Source organism: Caballeronia sp. NCF2 (genome assembly GCF_023631205.1).
GTDB classification, from domain to species: Bacteria; Pseudomonadota; Gammaproteobacteria; order Burkholderiales; family Burkholderiaceae; genus Caballeronia; species Caballeronia zhejiangensis.
In genome coordinates, this window is the sequence record NZ_JALQDN010000022.1 from 60351 (window position 1) to 77510 (window position 17160).

At 63.5% G+C, this 17160-nt stretch carries 19 protein-coding genes; 14 read left to right on the forward strand and 5 right to left on the reverse strand.

Going from position 1 to position 17160, the window contains the following annotated elements; genetic code table 11:
- Positions 1–2 precede the first annotated feature (2 nt).
- The 14 genes from urtC to ureG all read left to right on the forward strand — a co-directional run bounded on the left by urtC (position 3) and on the right by ureG (position 11172).
- On the forward strand, positions 3–1196 hold the full coding sequence (gene urtC, locus NCS02_RS10735; RefSeq protein ID WP_008342466.1) for an urea ABC transporter permease subunit UrtC: 1194 nt from the start codon (positions 3–5) through the stop codon (positions 1194–1196).
- Positions 1193–2059 (forward strand): urea ABC transporter ATP-binding protein UrtD, encoded by an 867-nt coding sequence (urtD, locus tag NCS02_RS10740; RefSeq protein WP_008342468.1) that lies wholly within the window; start codon positions 1193–1195, stop codon positions 2057–2059. The genes urtC and urtD overlap by 4 nt, the downstream gene beginning before the upstream one ends.
- A gap of 150 nt (positions 2060–2209) precedes the next feature.
- The gene (urtE, locus tag NCS02_RS10745) at positions 2210–2902 is read left to right on the forward strand and encodes an urea ABC transporter ATP-binding subunit UrtE (protein WP_008342470.1); all 693 of its coding nucleotides are present in this window, start codon (positions 2210–2212) and stop codon (positions 2900–2902) included.
- A gap of 32 nt (positions 2903–2934) precedes the next feature.
- Positions 2935–3795, forward strand: coding sequence for an urease accessory protein UreD (locus NCS02_RS10750; RefSeq protein ID WP_250523068.1), 861 nt, complete (start codon positions 2935–2937; stop codon positions 3793–3795).
- A gap of 172 nt (positions 3796–3967) precedes the next feature.
- On the forward strand, positions 3968–4756 hold the full coding sequence (locus tag NCS02_RS10755; protein WP_008342474.1) for a transporter substrate-binding domain-containing protein: 789 nt from the start codon (positions 3968–3970) through the stop codon (positions 4754–4756).
- A gap of 18 nt (positions 4757–4774) precedes the next feature.
- Positions 4775–5452, forward strand: a complete 678-nt coding sequence (locus tag NCS02_RS10760; protein WP_034472752.1) for an amino acid ABC transporter permease — start codon at positions 4775–4777, stop codon at positions 5450–5452.
- Positions 5449–6099 carry an amino acid ABC transporter permease gene (locus tag NCS02_RS10765; RefSeq protein ID WP_008342479.1) on the forward strand — a complete coding sequence of 217 codons (651 nt, stop codon included), beginning with the start codon at positions 5449–5451 and terminating at the stop codon, positions 6097–6099. The genes NCS02_RS10760 and NCS02_RS10765 overlap by 4 nt, the downstream gene beginning before the upstream one ends.
- Positions 6086–6805: an amino acid ABC transporter ATP-binding protein gene (locus tag NCS02_RS10770; protein ID WP_008342480.1), complete on the forward strand. Its 720-nt coding sequence runs from the start codon at positions 6086–6088 to the stop codon at positions 6803–6805. The genes NCS02_RS10765 and NCS02_RS10770 overlap by 14 nt, the downstream gene beginning before the upstream one ends.
- A 99-nt stretch (positions 6806–6904) precedes the next feature.
- A complete protein-coding gene (locus tag NCS02_RS10775) occupies positions 6905–7207 on the forward strand; it encodes an urease subunit gamma (protein WP_008342482.1) in 303 nt (100 codons plus the stop codon).
- A gap of 4 nt (positions 7208–7211) precedes the next feature.
- Entirely contained in the window at positions 7212–7517 is a 306-nt protein-coding gene (locus tag NCS02_RS10780) for an urease subunit beta (protein ID WP_008342484.1), read from the forward strand.
- A gap of 12 nt (positions 7518–7529) precedes the next feature.
- Entirely contained in the window at positions 7530–9236 is a 1707-nt protein-coding gene (gene ureC / locus NCS02_RS10785) for an urease subunit alpha (RefSeq protein ID WP_250457493.1), read from the forward strand.
- Between the two features lies 1 nt (position 9237).
- A complete protein-coding gene (ureE, locus tag NCS02_RS10790) occupies positions 9238–9843 on the forward strand; it encodes an urease accessory protein UreE (protein WP_250479391.1) in 606 nt (201 codons plus the stop codon).
- Positions 9830–10510, forward strand: coding sequence for an urease accessory protein UreF (locus NCS02_RS10795; RefSeq protein ID WP_250479452.1), 681 nt, complete (start codon positions 9830–9832; stop codon positions 10508–10510). The genes ureE and NCS02_RS10795 overlap by 14 nt, the downstream gene beginning before the upstream one ends.
- Positions 10511–10521: 11 nt before the next feature.
- Positions 10522–11172, forward strand: coding sequence for an urease accessory protein UreG (ureG, locus tag NCS02_RS10800; protein WP_250523069.1), 651 nt, complete (start codon positions 10522–10524; stop codon positions 11170–11172).
- A gap of 27 nt (positions 11173–11199) precedes the next feature.
- On the opposite strand, the gene NCS02_RS10805 is transcribed toward ureG, so the two are convergent.
- The 5 genes from NCS02_RS10805 to NCS02_RS10825 all read right to left on the reverse strand — a co-directional run bounded on the left by NCS02_RS10805 (position 11200) and on the right by NCS02_RS10825 (position 17012).
- Positions 11200–12003 carry an FkbM family methyltransferase gene (locus NCS02_RS10805; RefSeq protein WP_250523070.1) on the reverse strand — a complete coding sequence of 268 codons (804 nt, stop codon included), beginning with the start codon at positions 12001–12003 and terminating at the stop codon, positions 11200–11202.
- A 165-nt stretch (positions 12004–12168) separates the two neighbouring features.
- Entirely contained in the window at positions 12169–13491 is a 1323-nt protein-coding gene (waaA, locus tag NCS02_RS10810) for a lipid IV(A) 3-deoxy-D-manno-octulosonic acid transferase (protein WP_033537199.1), read from the reverse strand.
- Positions 13492–13535: 44 nt separating this feature from the next.
- On the reverse strand, positions 13536–14420 hold the full coding sequence (gene kdoO, locus NCS02_RS10815; RefSeq protein WP_250523071.1) for a Kdo hydroxylase KdoO: 885 nt from the start codon (positions 14418–14420) through the stop codon (positions 13536–13538).
- A gap of 47 nt (positions 14421–14467) precedes the next feature.
- A complete protein-coding gene (waaC, locus tag NCS02_RS10820) occupies positions 14468–15463 on the reverse strand; it encodes a lipopolysaccharide heptosyltransferase I (protein ID WP_244807491.1) in 996 nt (331 codons plus the stop codon).
- Between the two features lie 148 nt (positions 15464–15611).
- Positions 15612–17012: a phosphomannomutase/phosphoglucomutase gene (locus NCS02_RS10825; protein WP_250523072.1), complete on the reverse strand. Its 1401-nt coding sequence runs from the start codon at positions 17010–17012 to the stop codon at positions 15612–15614.
- Positions 17013–17160 lie beyond the last annotated feature (148 nt).

The window sequence follows — 17160 nt, forward strand, 5'->3', positions numbered from 1 at the left end:
ACATGACCGCCTCGACCAATGTCGGCACGAACCTCGACGTCACGCCGCAACCCGATCCGGGCGCGGCGCGCGCGGGTTTCGCGCTCGGCCTGCCGCCGCGCGCCGCGCTCTTGCCGAAGAATGGCTGGCTCGCGTTGATCGCGCTCGTCATCGCGATGAGCATCTTCGTGCCCGTCAGCGCGCTCGTGCTGCCGGAAACGAGCACGTTCCATCTCTCGGCTTATGCGATGACGCTCGTCGGCAAGCTCATGTGCTACGCAATCGGCGCGCTCGCGCTCGACCTCGTATGGGGCTATTGCGGCATTCTGAGCTTGGGCCATGCGCTTTTCTTCGCGCTCGGCGGCTACGCGATGGGCATGTACCTGATGCGCTCGATCGGCCGCGAGGGGACGTATCAAAGCGATCTTCCCGACTTCATGGTGTTTCTCGACTGGCACAAGCTGCCGTGGTACTGGGAGGGCACGGAACATCTCTGGTATGCGCTGTTGCTCGTCGTCCTCGTGCCTGGCGTGCTTGCGTGGGTGTTCGGCTTCTTCACGTTCCGCTCGCGCGTGAAGGGCGTGTATCTGTCGATCATCACGCAGGCGATGACCTTCGCCGCGATGCTGCTTTTCTATCGCAACGAAACGGGCTTCGGCGGCAACAACGGCTTCACCGACTTCAAGCGTATCGCGGGCTTTCCAATCACGCATCCGGGCACGCGCACTGCCCTCTTTCTCATCACGTTCGCGGTGCTCGTGCTCGCGTTTCTCGCGGCGAGATGGATCGTCACGTCGAAGCTCGGGCGAGTCGTCACCGGCGTGCGCGACGGCGAAGCGCGCCTGATGTTCCTCGGCTATAGCCCGCTCGCGTACAAGCTCTTCATCTGGACGGTGTCGGCGGTGTTGTGCGGCATCGCGGGCGCGTTGTATGTGCCGCAGGTCGGCATCATCAATCCAAGCGAGATGTCGCCCGCGAACTCGATCGAAATGGCGATCTGGGTCGCGGTCGGCGGACGCGGCACGCTGATCGGACCGATCGTCGGCGCGTTCGCCGTCAACGGCGCGAAGAGCTTTTTCACCGCCCATTTCGCGGAGTATTGGCTGTTTTTCCTCGGCCTCATCTTCACGCTCGTGCCCTTGCTTCTGCCGAACGGCATCATGGGACTGATCGATCTCGCGCGCCGCAAGAAGGCGCATGGAGACGCTGCCGAATGACTGCACATAACGCATTGATCGTGGATTTGCCGCCGATTCCGGAGACGAGCCACAAGAACATCAACGTGTCGTCGGGCCTGGGGCATGTGCTCGCGCCCGGCGAGATCGATGTATCGCACGGCACGATCCTCTATCTCGAGGACGTCACCGTGAGCTTCGACGGCTTTCGCGCGCTGAACAAGCTGACGTTGTCGATCGATGTGGGCGAGTTGCGCTGCGTGATCGGCCCGAACGGCGCGGGCAAGACGACGATGATGGATGTCATCACCGGCAAGACGCGTCCCGACGACGGCAAGGTTTTTCTCGGGCAGACGTTCGATCTCACGCGCATGTCGGAGCCGGTGATTGCGCGCACGGGCATCGGGCGCAAGTTTCAGAAGCCGACTGTGTTCGAGAATCATCCGGTGTGGGAGAACCTCGAACTCGCGATGAAGACGGACAAGCGCTGGTTCGCATCGTTGAGGGCGCGGCTGGATGGTGCCGCGCAGGCTCGCATCGAAGAGACGCTGGAGCTGATTCGCCTTCAGCATCAGGCGACGCGGCTTGCGGGCGAGTTGTCGCATGGGCAGAAGCAGCGGCTCGAAATCGGCATGTTGTTGATGCAGCAGCCTGCTCTCTTGCTGCTCGATGAGCCTGCGGCCGGCATGACCGATCATGAAACGATGGAACTCGCGGAGTTGCTCAACAAGCTGCGTGGGTCGTGTTCGATGATGGTCGTCGAGCATGATATGGAGTTTGTTGCTGCGCTTTCGGGGGATAGCGGGAAGGTAACTGTTATGGCTGAGGGGAGTGTTCTTGCCGAAGGCACGCTCGATGACGTCAAACGGGACGAGGCCGTTATTGAGTCTTATCTTGGGCGTTAGTGTTTTATGTCGGCGTGGGTCGTCGTGGAAGCCTGTTTTCTTAGTGGTCTATTAGCACTGCCCCTGTGCGGGGCAGTGCTAATAGACCGACGCGATCACAGGATTCCACGCAAGCGTAAGCAAACAAGCGCAGACCAAGAGACAAAGCAAATGCTAGAAGTCGAAAACCTGAACCAATACTATGGCGGCAGCCACATCCTCCGCGATGTGAAACTCACCGTCCCCGATGGAAAACTCACCGTCCTGCTAGGCCGCAACGGCGTGGGCAAAACGACGCTCCTTCGCTGCCTGATGGGTGTCGTCCCGACAAAAAGCGGCACCATCGCCTGGCGCGGCAACAAGCTCTCCTCGATGCCCACCCACGCGCGCGTCGCAAACGGCCTCGCCTACGTGCCGCAAGGCCGCGACATCTTCGGCCGTCTCACCGTCGAAGAAAACCTGCTCGTCGGCGCAGCGAGCCGCAAAGCGCCATCGAAGATTCCCGATCACATCTACGCGCTGTTCCCCGTCCTCAAAGACATGAAGAACCGCCGAGGCGGCGATCTCTCCGGCGGTCAACAACAGCAACTCGCAATCGGCCGCGCGCTGATGAGCGAGCCGCAACTGCTCATCCTCGACGAGCCGACCGAAGGCATTCAGCCATCGATCATCCGCGATATCGGCCGAACGCTTCGGCAACTCGTCGACGAAATGGGCATGACGGTCCTGCTCGTCGAGCAGTATTACGACTTCGCGCGCGAGCTCGCCGATCGATACTGGGTCATGAGCCGCGGCGAAATCGTCGCGGGCGGCGCGGGCTCGGAAATGGACGCGCATGGAGTGCGCGAGCTGATCGCCGTATGATCGAGGCTCCGCTCTAGAAGAACGCATCGCTCATGCACCACGAATCGCACGCAACACTCGCCGATCCGAACATCTGGCGCGGCTCGCTCGAACTCGGCTACGCGCGTCAGCACGGCCGCACTGTCTGCGTTCATCGCAAGCACGAAGGCCCATTGCGGCTGCAACGGCCGCTCTATCCCGAAGGCGATATCTGTCATTCGGTGATCGTGCACCCGCCCGGCGGCGTCGCGGGCGGCGATCGTCTTTCCATCGACGTTCGTCTGCACCAAGACACGCACGCCGTCATCACGACGCCCGGCGCGACCAAGTGGTACAAGGCCAACGGCAAGCTCGCGACGCAGCGCATCGATATCGATCTCGCCGCGCATACGAAGCTCGACTGGCTGCCGCAAAACAACATCGTGTTCGAATCGTCGAACGTCGAACTCGAATTCAACCTGACACTCGATGAAGGCGCGAGCGCGATCGGCTGGGACGCAATGCTGCTCGGGCGCGCCGCCGCCGGCGAAAAGTGGACGCAAGGGCAAATCAAGGCGACATCGCGTATCGCGCATCGCAATGGTTCGACGCTCTGGTTCGAACGCACGCTGCTCGATGCGCGCGATCCGCTGCGCGACTCCGCTCAAGGTCTCGCGGGCTTCCCCGCTTACGGCACGCTCTGGGCGATCGGCCCCGCATGCGACGATGCCCTCGCCGAGACCCTCGCCGCACATCTTCCCTTCGACGATGAGCTCCGCGCAGGCGCATCGTGCGTCGCGCCGGGCGTGCTGATCGTGCGCGCGATCAGCCGCTCCATGGAACCGCTGCAAAACGCACTCACCGATTGCTGGTCGCGTCTTCGTCCGCTCGTGCATGGCGTCGATGCGCGACCTCTGCGTTTGTGGACTACCTAGTACGCACCAACGAAGCGCACGCGTCTGCACATCCGTTGTGCGCGGCGATATATGCGTAACCGGCAAACGCTGACAGCATAAGAAATAAGCATCGATGGCACGACTCTCGCTTTAAGCCTTCGCTCGAGAGCCGCGCATTCCAACGCGGCCGTTTAAGACCGAAGGATCATCGATGCTCACGACTTTTTCCCGCACGCGGCGCACCGCACTCGTCGCGCTGCTGCTTTCCCTCGCGCCTCTCGCCGCGCATGCCGACGCGCTCGACACCATCGCGAAGAACGGCACGCTGCGCGTCGCCGTGCCCGAAGACTATCCGCCCTTCGGCTCGGTCGGCGCCGACATGAAACCGCAAGGCTACGACGTCGACATGGCCGCGCTGCTCGCCAAGTCGATGAACGTGAAGCTCGAACTCGTGCCCGTCAACAGCGCGAACCGCATCCCGTATCTGACGACCAACAAGGTCGATCTCGTGATCTCGTCGCTCGGCAAGACGCCGGAACGCGAGAAGGTGCTCGACTTCTCGACGGCTTACGCGCCCTACTTTCAAGGCGTGTTCGGCCCCGCCGACATCAAGGTGACGAGCCCCGCCGATCTCACCGGCAAGACCGTCGGCGCCACGCGCGGCGCGCTCGAAGAGATCGCGCTCTCGCAGATGGCGCCCAACGCGACCATCAAGCGCTTCGAGGACAACAACGCGACCATCTCGGCCTTTCTCTCGGGACAGGTGCAACTGATCGCGGCGGGCAACATCGTCGCGGCGGCGATCCTGTCGAAGAATCCGCCGCGCCGGCCGGAAGCGAAGTTCATCATCAAGGATTCGCCGTGCTTCGTCGGCATGAACAAGAACGAGCCGCGCCTGATGTCGAAAGTGGACGACACCATCGCGCAGGCGAAGAAGGACGGCACGCTCAACACGATGTCGAAGAAGTGGTTCAACCAGCCGCTGCCCGCGACCCTTTGATCGGGAGCGCGGCATCGTATGGCCTATGAACTTCAATTCGCCGATCTAGCGCAGTACGCGGGCATGTTCGCGAGCGGCGCGGCGACCACGCTCGCGCTGACCGCCGTCTCGACCGCGCTCGGCGTGTCGGTCGGCGTGCTCGGCGCCGCCGCGCGCAACAGCCGGCATGCGTGGCTCGCGGCGATCGTCGGCGCCTATGTCGAAGCGGTCCGCAACACGCCGTTCATCGTGCAACTGTTCTTCGTGTTCTTCGGCCTGCCCGCGCTCGGCATTCATCTCAGCGAATACGTCGCGGCCATTCTCGCGATGACGCTCAATCTCGGCGCGTACTCGATCGAGATCGTGCGCGCGGGCGTCGCCGCCGTGCCGAAGGGTCATCTCGAAGCGGCGGCATCGCTCGCGATGTCGCGTGGCGAGACGTTCCGTCATGTCGTGTTGCCGCAAGCGCTCGCCAAAGTGTTCCCCGCATTGACGAGCCAGATCGTCATCACGATGCTCGGCTCGGCGGTCGTCTCGCAGATATCGGTGCCCGATCTTACGTATGCCGCGAGCTATATCCAGTCGCGCAACTTCCGCGCGTTCGAGACGTGCTTCTTCATCACGGCCGCGTATCTCGTGATGGCGCTCGCTCTGCGCGCCGCATTGAACGCCATGGGCAAGCGCTTTCTGATGAATCACCGGAGCGCCGCGCGATGATCGAATTCACGCTCGCGCAGATCTTCGAGAACCTGCTGCTCGCGGCGCGCTGGACCGTCGTGCTGTCGATCGTGTCGTTCGTGTTGGGCGGCATCGTCGGCTTCGTGCTGCTCGTCATGCGCGTGTCGAAATCGCAAGTGCTGCGCATGCTCGTCAAAGGCTATATCCAGCTCTTTCAGGGCACGCCGCTTCTCATGCAGTTGTTCCTCGTGTTCTTCGGCCTGCCCTTGCTCGGCATCGACGTGTCGCCGTGGCTCGCGGCGAGCGTCGGTCTCACGCTCTTCACGAGCGCGTATCTCGCGGAGATCTGGCGCGGCGCGGTCGAAGCGGTGCCGAAGGGCCAGTGGGAAGCATCGTCGTCGCTCGCGATGAGTTACATGGAGCAGCTTCGTCACGTGATCCTGCCGCAAGCGACGCGCATCGCGGTCGGCCCGACGGTCGGCTTCGCGGTGCAGGCGGTGAAGGATACGGCGCTCGTATCGATCATCGGCTTCACGGAACTGACGAAGGCTGGCACGATGATTTCGAACGCAACTTTCCGGCCGTTTCTCGTGTATGGGCTCGTCGCCGTTATCTACTTCTTGCTTTGCTATCCGCTGACGCGCTATGCGCGCACGCTCGAAAGGAAATGGAATGCCGCTCGTTGAAACCCGCAATCTTCAGAAGCAGTTCGGCGCGAATCAGGTGCTGAAGGGCATCGACTTCGCCGTCGAGCGCGGACAAGTCGTGTCGATCATCGGGCGCAGCGGCTCGGGCAAGAGCACGTTGCTGCGCACGCTCAACGGTCTGGAGAGCATCGACGAAGGCTCGATCGAAATCGACGGCGAGCATATCGATGCGCGTCATGCCGACCTGCGCGCGCTGCGGCTGAAAGTCGGCATGGTGTTTCAGCAGTACAACCTCTTTCCGCATCTCACCGCGGGCGAAAACGTGATGCTCGCGCAGACCGTCGTCAGGAAGATCCACAGGGCGAAGGCGCGCGCGACGGCGCATACCGTGCTCGAACGCGTCGGTCTCGGCGACAAGTTCGATGCTTTTCCCGATCAGCTTTCGGGCGGTCAGCAGCAACGCGTCGCGATCGCGCGCGCACTTGCGATGAAGCCGACCGTGCTGCTCTGCGATGAGATCACATCGGCGCTCGATCCCGAACTCGTCGGCGAAGTGCTAGCGGTCGTCGAAGACCTCGCGCGCGACGGCATGACGCTCATCATGGTCACGCACGAAATGCGCTTCGCGCGCAAGGTGAGCGACAAGGTCGTGTTCATGCATCAGGGGCGCGTGTGGGAATCGGGCGCGCCGGACGCCATCTTCGAGCGGCCGTCGACCGTGGAGTTGCAGCGCTTCATCCAGTAAGCCGAAAGCCGACCGAAAGCCCCTTAAAAGCGCATGAGACGCGGCATTCCGGTGCTAGCATTGCAAAGCCCGAAACACTTTTCTCCATAGAAGAAGCCCATGAAACTCACGCCCAGAGAAAAGGACAAGCTGCTGATCTTCACAGCGGCCCTGCTCGCCGAGCGTCGCCGCGCGCGCGGCCTCAAGCTCAATCATCCGGAAGCGGTCGCGTTCATATCGGCGGCATTGATGGAAGCGGCGCGCGACGGCAAGACCGTCGCCGAAGTCATGCACTACGGCACCACGCTGCTCACGCGCGACGACGTGATGGAAGGCGTGCCCGAGATGATTCCCGACATCCAGATCGAAGCGACCTTCCCCGACGGCACCAAGCTCGTCACCGTTCATCATCCGATTCCCTGACACCATGATCCCCGGCGAATATTTCATCGACGATGGCGAGCACGAGCTCAATGCGGGCCGCGAGACGGTTACGGTCGTCGTCGCGAATCATGGCGACCGGCCGGTGCAGGTCGGCTCGCACTTCCACTTCTACGAAGTCAACGCGGCGCTCAAATTCGAGCGCGAGAAGGCGCGCGGCTTCCGATTGAACATCGCGGCGGGCACGGCAGTCCGCTTCGAACCCGGTCAGGAACGCACCGTCGAACTCGTCGCGCTGGCCGGCGATCGCCATGTGTACGGCTTCAACGCGCTCGTCATGGGCCCGCTCTAAAAAAGGACAGATATGACGCTACGCATCGGCCGCCGCGCTTATGCGGAAATGTTCGGCCCGACCACCGGCGACCGCGTGCGCCTCGCCGACACCGATCTCATCATCGAAGTGGAACGCGACTTCACGACCTACGGCGAAGAAGTGAAGTTCGGCGGCGGCAAGGTGATTCGCGACGGCATGGGCCAGTCGCAGCGCCCGGCCGCCGACGTCGTCGATACCGTCGTGACCAATGCGCTGATCCTCGATCACTGGGGCATCGTGAAGGCCGATATCGGCATCAAGGGTGGACGCATCTTCGCCATCGGCAAGGCGGGCAATCCGGACATTCAGCCGAACGTGAACATCGCGATCGGCGCGGCGACGGAAGTGATCGCGGGCGAAGGCATGATCGTGACGGCAGGCGGCGTCGATACGCACATTCACTTCATCAGCCCGCAACAGATCGACGAAGCGCTCGCGAGCGGCGTCACGACGATGCTCGGCGGCGGCACCGGCCCCGCGACCGGCACCAACGCGACAACCTGCACGCCGGGCCCGTGGCACATGGAGCGCATGCTGCAGGCCGCCGACGGCTGGCCCGTCAATCTCGGCTTTCTCGGCAAGGGGAACGCGAGCCTGCCGGAGCCGCTGATCGAGCAGGTGAAAGCGGGCGCGATCGGCCTGAAGCTGCACGAGGATTGGGGCACGACGCCCGCCGCGATCGACAATTGCTTGAGCGTCGCCGACGACACCGACACGCAAGTCGCCATCCACACCGACACGCTGAACGAAGCGGGCTTCGTCGAAACGACCATCGCCGCGTTCAAGGGCCGCACGATCCACACGTATCACACAGAAGGCGCGGGCGGCGGCCATGCGCCGGACATCATCAAGGTCGCGGGCGAATCGAACGTGCTGCCCTCTTCCACGAATCCGACGCGCCCCTACACCGTCAACACGCTCGATGAGCATCTCGACATGCTGATGGTGTGCCATCACCTCGATCCGTCCATCGCGGAAGACATCGCGTTCGCGGAATCGCGGATTCGTCGCGAGACCATCGCGGCCGAAGACATCCTTCACGATCTCGGCGCGCTGTCGATGCTTTCTTCGGATTCCCAAGCAATGGGCCGCGTCGGTGAAGTCATCATTCGCACATGGCAGACCGCGCACAAGATGAAGGTGCAGCGCGGCGCGTTGCCCGAAGACAGCACGCGTAACGATAATTTCCGCGCGAAGCGCTATGTCGCGAAGTACACGATCAATCCGGCAATCACGCACGGCATCGCGCATGAAGTCGGCTCGATCGAGCCGGGCAAGTGGGCCGATCTGGTGTTCTGGGAACCCGCGTTCTTCGGCGTGAAGCCCGCGATGATCGTCAAGGGCGGCATGATCGCGGTCGCGCAAATGGGCGACCCGAACGCGTCCATTCCGACGCCGCAGCCAGTGCATTATCGCGAGATGTTCGCGACACGCGGCGGCGCGCTCGGCAAGACGTCGCTGACATTCGTATCGCAGATGGCGATGGAGGCGCGCATCGCGGATCGTTATGGCTTGCAAAAGCAGATCGTCGCGGTCAGGAACTGCCGCAATGTGACGAAGGCCGACATGATTCACAATGCATGGCAGCCGTCCATCAGCGTCGATCCGCAGACCTATCAGGTGATCGCCGACGGACAATTGCTCACATGCGATCCCGCCACCGTTCTGCCGATGGCGCAGCGTTACTTCTTGTTCTGATATGCGTACCATCGACAAACGTCTGACCGCGAAGCTTGCCGACGTCCTCAAAAAACGCGCGCCCACGCTGACTCTTCCCTTCGATGCGCGCTGCAAGAGCCGCCTCGCCGCCACGCTCGACAACGGCGAGGAAGTCGCCCTCGTCATGCCGCGCGGCACCGTGCTCGCGGATGGCGACATGCTCGTCGCCGACGACGGCGGCTTCGTGCGCGTCGTCGCGGCGGCGGAGGACGTGCTCATCGTGCGCGCGCCGAGCGTGCGTCTCTTGACGCGTGCGGCTTATCACCTCGGCAACCGGCATACGCCAGTCGAAGTCGGCGCGGAGTATCTGAAGCTCGAAGCCGATCCCGTGCTCGAAGACATGCTGAAGCGCCTAGGCGTGCTCGTCGCGCACGAATCGCAGCCGTTCCAGCCCGAAACGGGCGCGTACGGCGGCGGACACAAGCACGGCCACGACGAGACGTTCAGCGAAGACTACGCGCTCGCGCAGAAGGTATTCGACGAGCATCACGGGCACGATCACGATCATTCGTCGTGCGGCCACGATCATAGTCAAGATCATGGTCACGGTCACGGTCATCATCACCACGGCCATGCGCATCGCTGAGCTCACCGCGCTGTTGCATCTCGCGTCGCCGGCATTGCCGATCGGCGCGTTCAGCTATTCGCAAGGGCTCGAAGCGGCGATCGAGCACGGCCTGATCCACGACGGCGACAGCGCGCGCGACTGGATCGCGAGCGGCCTTTCCAGCGTGCTCGCGCGCGGCGAATTGCCGATGCTCGCGCATCAGATCGAACACTGGCGTTCGCACGACGTAGCCGCGCTGAACGCCGCGAACGATGAATACATCGGGAGCCGCGAGTCGGCGGAACTGCGACGCGAAACGGAGCAGATGGGCTGGTCGCTCGCGCAGTTGTGCGTGTCGCTCGAATGGGGCGACAAAGCACGCCGCGCGACGCTCGCCGCGATCAAGCCGATCGCGCAGCCGACCGCCTTCGCCTTCGCTGCGTTCGCGCACGATGCGGCACCCGACGCCGCGCTCGCGGCCTACGCATTCAGCTGGGTCGAGAATCAGGCGGCCGCCGCGCTCAAGGCCGTGCCGCTCGGCCAGCTCGCGGGACAGCGCATCATCGTCGCGTTGCGCGAGCCGATCGATGCCGCCGTGCGCCGCGCGCTCGATACAGCGCCTGAACAGATCAACACCTTCGCGCCGCAGCTCGGCGTTTTGTCCGCGCGGCACGAATCGCAATATTCGCGGCTTTTCCGCTCCTGAACCGACACTCCATGAACGCTCCCGCTTACTCTTCCGCCGCTCGCCGAACCAAGAAACTGCCGCCGTTGCGTGTCGGTGTCGGCGGGCCGGTCGGCTCCGGCAAGACCACGCTGCTCGAAATGCTCTGCAAGGCGATGCGCGAGAGATACGATCTCGTCGCCATCACCAACGATATCTACACGAAGGAAGATCAGCGCCTGCTGACCGTCGCGGGCGCGCTGCCGGCCGAGCGCATCATGGGCGTCGAGACGGGCGGCTGCCCGCATACGGCAATCCGCGAAGATGCGTCGATCAATCTCGAAGCCGTCGATCGCATGGTGTCGAAGTTTCCGGATGCGGATATCGTGTTCATCGAATCGGGCGGCGATAACCTCGCGGCGACTTTCAGCCCCGAACTCTCCGATCTGACTATCTACGTGATCGATGTCGCGGGCGGCGAGAAGATTCCGCGCAAGGGCGGGCCTGGCATCACGAAGTCGGATCTGCTCGTCATCAACAAGACCGATCTAGCGCCTCACGTCGGCGCGAATCTCGACATCATGGCGAGCGACGCGAAGAAGATGCGCGGCGAGCGGCCCTTCGTGATGTGCAATCTGAAGGCGCTCGATGGGCTCGACGAAGTCATCCGCTTCATCGAGAAGAAGGGTTTGCTGCTGGCTTGACGCGGAAAATCGCGTGACGACAACGCGTTACGGCAGCGCGATCGAATTCGATATCGAGACCGCGTTCTCGCCGACCTGCACGAAGTCGCGCTTCATCGCGACTTGCCATTGCAGGAAGTTGCGGCTGTTCGATTCGCCGGGAAGCATCCAGTCGTGCAGCTCGATGATGATGACCGGAAACATGTTCAACGCATCGCAATGGCGCGAGAACAGGTCGGCCTCCGCGCCTTCGATATCGATCTTCAGGATGAACGGCGTCGTGCCGGACGGCATCACGTCTTCGAGCGTGAGCGCATCGACGGCATAGCCTTTCTCGGTGGGCTGCTCCGCGGTGCGAAACGCCCACTCGCCGCCGCCCGGATCGTTCAGATAAAGCGTGCCGCGCTTGGCCGCGATCGCGGCGTTGAGCGGTTTGATCGACGGAAACGCCTGTGCATTCTTGTTGAGCAGCGCGAAATTCGATATGTCCGGCTCGATGGCGACGATCTTCGCTTTCGGATAAGTGAGCGCGTGCCACACTGCGGCGGCGCCGATATTGGCGCCCGCATCGACGATCAGCGGATTTTCGCAAGTCTCATAGAACGCGGCGATTTCCTTCGCGCGCATGAGATGATCCGTCGCGTATTCGCGAAGAAAGAAGATCTGCCGACAAACCGAGCGGTCCGCCGGACAAGGCCGGTATTCGAAGCGCCGATTGCCGGGAAGAATCAGGCCATGCGCGCCGTAACGGACGGTGCCCCATGCATCGGTCGGTCCTGGGGATGGCCGCAGCAGGCGCAACAGTCTTGGCGGCAACATGTCCTTGACGACGGACTTGATGAGATCTTGCATGCGCGTCCTCGAAGAAAATTGGAAGCACGTTCGCAGGCACCCGGCCGCTTGTTATGCGTTCGAAAGGATCGGCTCGAGGAAGTTCATTATCCTCCGAACTTACTTCGCAAGATTCATCTGAGGAAAAGCGCAGTTGGCGGCAGGAAACAGCGAGATCGCGTGGGATCACTTCGCCGCTTCGCTGTCCTCTTCAAGCAGCGCGCTCAGCACGCTCACGGTACGCTCCGTCGCGCCGCGATGCCGCGCCGCGAACGCCGAAGCCGCCGCGCTCATCGCGAGACGCCGCGCCTTGTCGCCGAAGATTTCGCGCAGACCGCGCGCGAGTTCCTGCGGATCCTGCACGCGCAACGCCGCGCCCGCCGCGATCGCATCGTTGGTCGCCTGCGTGAAGTTGAACGTGTGCGGGCCGATCAGCACCGGCACACCTGCCGCGCACGCTTCGATCAGATTCTGCCCGCCGAGCGGCAACAGACTTCCGCCGATGAACGCCAGATCCGCGGCCGCATAATACGCGCCGAGCTCGCCCATCGAATCGCCGAGCAAGACCTGCGCGCTCGCCGGCAACGGCTCGGGCACGTCCGCGCCCGAGCCCGCCGCGACGGGCTTCGGCGCCCACACCGACCGGCGCGCGCTCGTCAGCCCGAGACTCGCGATCAGCGCGGACACTTCGTCGAAACGCTGCGGATGACGCGGCACGAGAATCAGCAACGCATCGGGCACGTTGAGGGCCGAGAATGCGCGCAGCACGAGCGTTTCCTCGCCCTCGCGCGTGCTCGCCGCGACCCACACGGGCCGCTCGCCGATCGCCGCGCGCCACGCGTGACCGCGCGCGATCAGTTCGGGCGGCGCGGTCATGTCGAACTTCAGATTGCCGAGCACGGCGACATTGCGCGCGCCGAGCGCGGTGAGCCGCTCGGCATCGGACGGCGTCTGCGCGAGCACACGCGAAAAGCCGCCGAACACCTCGCGCACCGCGCGCCCGAACTTCGCCGCGCGCCGGTACGAACGTTCCGACATGCGCGCGTTCGTCAAGACGAGCGGCACGTCGGCGCGTTTGCATTCGTCGATGAGCGTCGGCCAGACTTCCGTTTCCATCACGATGCCGAGCGACGGCCGCCACGCGCGCAGAAAGCGCCGCACGAGAATGGGCAGATCGTAGGGAAGATAGCTGCGCAACACGCGGTCGCCGAAAAGCTCGACGCCGGTCGCGCGGCCGCTCGGCGTCATGTGCGTGAGCAGCACGCGCGCTTCGGGATGCGCTTTCATCAGCGCGTCGATGAGCGGCTGCGCCGCGCGCGTCTCGCCCACGGACACCGCGTGCACCCAGATGAGCGGCGCGAGATCGTCGGCGCGGCGCGGCGCGATGTGGCCGAAACGCTCGCCGATATGCTCGCGATAACCGCGCTCCTTTCGCGAACGGATGTAGAGCCGCAGCACCGCGAGCGGCGCGACGATCCACCAGAGCGCACGATAGACGAGCCGGAGCACGGAAGCCGATGCGCCCGGCGTAGCGGCGGACGAGGCGGCGCCGCTCAAACGAGCGCCCGGCCCTTCAGGCGTTCGAGAATGCCGAGCGGCGCGTGATCGGGGCGCGCCATCGCCTTGACGGGCAGGAAGAAGGTCTGCTCCATCATGAACTGGCCGGACATCACCGCATGCGAGGTGTGATCGGAAAAGCAGACCCACACCGAGCCGGGCGGAAACGGCATCGTCTCCTGCGGCGAATTTTTCTGATAGTCGAGATCGGCTTTCATCGCATCATGCAGATGCAGCATCAGATGGTCGTACTCGCTGCGCGGCGACTTCGTGATGTGCAGCAGATTCATCAGCCACGCCGAGCCGGGCGTCTGCGCCTTGATGCCGGGCAGGAAACGCTTCGCCATGTCCTCGAACGGCTCGCCGACGCGCCACACGCGCGGCGCGCCTTTCGGATTGATGTTCGTGAACACGCGCAAGATGCGCTCGCCGTGCGTTGGCCGCGACGGGAAGGCATCGACGTGAAGACGGGCATCGTCCTTTCGCCAGGATGTTTCGCGCGTCTCGACCTGACGCAGCCTGAGGCTCGTGGGCGCGACGCGCAGCTTGCCGTCGTATTCGGGAAAGAGCCCGTCGACGAGCGAACGCGCATGATCCTGAAAGCGCTTGATGAGCGAGCGCACCGCCGACTGCATCACGCTGTCGCCGAGCACGCCGTTTAACGCGCCGCCGTTGGGCGCGAGGCTGATGTTCTTGCGCTTCGGATCCGCGATGCCCGGATCGAGCAGCGAAAGCTCGCCGCCTTCGATCGGAAAGCGCAGGTTGGGGAAATACAGCACTTTGCCGTTCTCGACGCCGGCGAGCAGCGTCTCGCGCGGCACGGACAGGTTCTTGCCTTGCCAATCGCCCGAGGCGACTTCGATGATTTGAGATTCCGTCATGTGTCTACGACCTTGAGTTGCCCGCACACAGCGCAGCGCGGTGAAAACTACAGCAGGCCGAAGCCCGCGAGCGCGGTCTTCACTTCGGAAAGCGTCGGATGCCGGCTCGCGTCGCCGAGATTGACGACGTTCGGCGACCAATAGCCGCCGGTGCGCCATGCGGTCGAGAAATTGTACAACTCGACGGTCGGGCGCTTCAGCGCCGCGGCAATATGCACCAAACCGGTATCGACGCCGACGGTCGCCGCGGCACCGTCGATCAGCCCGACGACCGCGGGCAGCGACATCTTCGGCGGCACGATCGCGGCCGCGCCGAATTCCTTCGCGAGCTTTTCGCTCGTTGCGCGTTCGGCCTCGCTGCCCCACGGCAGCACGATCGACGCGCCGCGCGTCACGAGCGCTTGGCCCAGTTCGATCCACGCGGCTTCGGGCCATTGCTTGTCGGCGCGCGAGGTGGCGTGCACGAACACGACGTAAGGCACGGGAAGATTCAGCCCGAGCGCGGAGACGGCGAGCGTCGCGCGTCGCGTGTCGAGGCCGAAGTCGATGTCGTCGGTCGTTTGCGGCTTCGGCAGGTCGAGCGCCGCCGCCACGAGTTGCCGCGTGCGCTCGACGACGTGCGTGCGCGGTTCGATCGGCACGCGCCGGTCGTAGAAAAAGCGCACCGGCCATTCGTAGCCCGCGCCGTCGGTGCGATTGCCGAGGCCGACGAGCGGCCCGCGCGCCCAGCTCGCGACCCACGCGGTCTTGATGAGACCCTGGCAGTCGATGACGAGATCGTATTTTTCGGCGGCGAGCTCGCGCTTGAACTTGCCGATCTCGCGCCAGTTCGCCGGCGACGTGAACGCCTTGCGCCAGCGCCTGAGCGAAAACGGAATCGCGCGGCGCACGCCGTGTACGAGTTCGACAAGACTCGCGAAACTTTCCTCGACGAGCCAGTCGATTTGCACATCGGGATAGCGGCGGCGGATGTCGGCGATGGCCGGCATGTTGTGGACGACGTCGCCAAGCGACGACACGCGGACGATCAGGATCTTTTGCACGCTGAGATGGAGAAGCGCGGACGGCGCGGCGCGGTGAGCAGGAAAACGGGGATTTTAGCGCGGCGCGTTCATCGGATAAGCAAAAAAAGCGGCGCAATCGATTCGATTGCGCCGCTTTTCACCGGGCATCGAGTGACGCCCGCAATACTTAAAACGGCAACTGCGCGTCCGGCTTCTCCGCCAGAATCACCCGACGAAAATCTTCCTGAATGCGCTTAAGCGCCGCGTCGTTGTCCGCTTCGAAGCGCATCACGACGACCGGCGTCGTATTCGACGAACGCGCCAGCCCGAACCCATCCGGGTACTCGACACGCAGACCGTCGATCGTCAGCACGTCGTCTGCGCCAGTGAACTTCGCCGATTTCTGCAGACGCGCGATCAGCTCGAAATTCTCGCCCTCCTGCAACTTCAATTGCAGTTCAGGCGTGGAAAGCGAATTCGGCAGATCGTTGAGCAGCTTGCTCGGATCGGCCACGCGCGACAGGATTTCGAGCATACGCGCGCCGGTGTACAAACCGTCGTCGAAGCCGTACCAGCGATCCTTGAAGAACACGTGGCCGCTCATTTCGCCCGCGAGCGGCGCGCCCGTTTCACGCAGCTTCGCCTTCACAAGCGAATGGCCGGTCTTCCACATGACCGGCTCGCCGCCCTGCTCGCGCACCCACTTCGCGAGATTGCGCGTGCACTTCACGTCGTAAATGATCTGGCCGCCCTTGTTGCGCGACAGCACTTCCTGCGCGAACAGCATCAACTGGCGATCCGGATAGATGACCTGCCCGTCCTTCGTGACGACGCCGAGACGGTCGCCATCGCCATCGAACGCAAAGCCGACTTCCGCGTCCGTTTCCTTGAGCGCCTTGATGACGTCCTGCAGATTCTCCGGATGCGCCGGATCCGGATGATGATTCGGGAAGTTGCCGTCGATCTCCGTGAAGAGTTCGATCAGCTCGCAGCCGAGCGCCTTGAAAAGACGCGGCGCGAGACCGCCCGCGACGCCGTTGCCCGTATCGACGACGATCTTCATCGCGCGCACCGGCTTCACGTCCGACACGATGCGGTCGAGATACATCTGCGACACGTCGAATTCTGTGTACGTGCCTTCGCCCGTCGTGAAGTCGTTATCGACGATGCGCTTGTACAAGCCTTGGATCTGATCGCCGTAGATGGCCGCGCCGCGCAGCACCATCTTGAAGCCGTTGTAGTCGGGCGGATTGTGGCTGCCCGTCACGACGATGCACGAATCGACGCGACGCTCGCCCGAAGGCAACGGCAGCGGCACGCTCGCCGCGAAGTAGCCGACCGGAGTCGGCACCATGCCGATATCGACGACATCAACGCCCGCCGCGCGCAGGCCATCCGAGAGTGCGCCGACGAGTTCGGGACCGGAGAGACGACCGTCGCGCGCGACCACGACCGAATCGCCGCCCTGCTTTTTGATCTCGCTGCCGAACGACTGGCCGATGCTCTTAGCGACGTCCTTGTCGACCGTCTTGCCGACGATCCCGCGAATGTCGTAGGCCTTGAAGATGGATTGGGAAACTTGGCTCATGAGATGGCTACCTCCTCTCTATTAATTGATGGTTTCTCGGCGATGCAGCCATGAGGGCATGCAGGTCGTGACGGTTGGCGCGCCGCTGCAATGCACAGCGCGCGCGAACGACTGCCAGATGACGTATCGAATTCTGCCTATGCGTCTG

Coding starts and splice junctions, on each gene's coding strand:
- urtC (WP_008342466.1), top strand. CDS start 3: ATGACCGCCTCGACCAATGTCGGCACGAACCTCGACGTCACGCCGCAA.
- urtD (WP_008342468.1), top strand. CDS start 1,193: ATGACTGCACATAACGCATTGATCGTGGATTTGCCGCCGATTCCGGAG.
- urtE (WP_008342470.1), top strand. CDS start 2,210: ATGCTAGAAGTCGAAAACCTGAACCAATACTATGGCGGCAGCCACATC.
- NCS02_RS10750 (WP_250523068.1), top strand. CDS start 2,935: ATGCACCACGAATCGCACGCAACACTCGCCGATCCGAACATCTGGCGC.
- NCS02_RS10755 (WP_008342474.1), top strand. CDS start 3,968: ATGCTCACGACTTTTTCCCGCACGCGGCGCACCGCACTCGTCGCGCTG.
- NCS02_RS10760 (WP_034472752.1), top strand. CDS start 4,775: ATGGCCTATGAACTTCAATTCGCCGATCTAGCGCAGTACGCGGGCATG.
- NCS02_RS10765 (WP_008342479.1), top strand. CDS start 5,449: ATGATCGAATTCACGCTCGCGCAGATCTTCGAGAACCTGCTGCTCGCG.
- NCS02_RS10770 (WP_008342480.1), top strand. CDS start 6,086: ATGCCGCTCGTTGAAACCCGCAATCTTCAGAAGCAGTTCGGCGCGAAT.
- NCS02_RS10775 (WP_008342482.1), top strand. CDS start 6,905: ATGAAACTCACGCCCAGAGAAAAGGACAAGCTGCTGATCTTCACAGCG.
- NCS02_RS10780 (WP_008342484.1), top strand. CDS start 7,212: ATGATCCCCGGCGAATATTTCATCGACGATGGCGAGCACGAGCTCAAT.
- ureC (WP_250457493.1), top strand. CDS start 7,530: ATGACGCTACGCATCGGCCGCCGCGCTTATGCGGAAATGTTCGGCCCG.
- ureE (WP_250479391.1), top strand. CDS start 9,238: ATGCGTACCATCGACAAACGTCTGACCGCGAAGCTTGCCGACGTCCTC.
- NCS02_RS10795 (WP_250479452.1), top strand. CDS start 9,830: ATGCGCATCGCTGAGCTCACCGCGCTGTTGCATCTCGCGTCGCCGGCA.
- ureG (WP_250523069.1), top strand. CDS start 10,522: ATGAACGCTCCCGCTTACTCTTCCGCCGCTCGCCGAACCAAGAAACTG.
- NCS02_RS10805 (WP_250523070.1), bottom strand. CDS start 12,003: ATGCAAGATCTCATCAAGTCCGTCGTCAAGGACATGTTGCCGCCAAGA.
- kdoO (WP_250523071.1), bottom strand. CDS start 14,420: ATGACGGAATCTCAAATCATCGAAGTCGCCTCGGGCGATTGGCAAGGC.
- NCS02_RS10825 (WP_250523072.1), bottom strand. CDS start 17,012: ATGAGCCAAGTTTCCCAATCCATCTTCAAGGCCTACGACATTCGCGGG.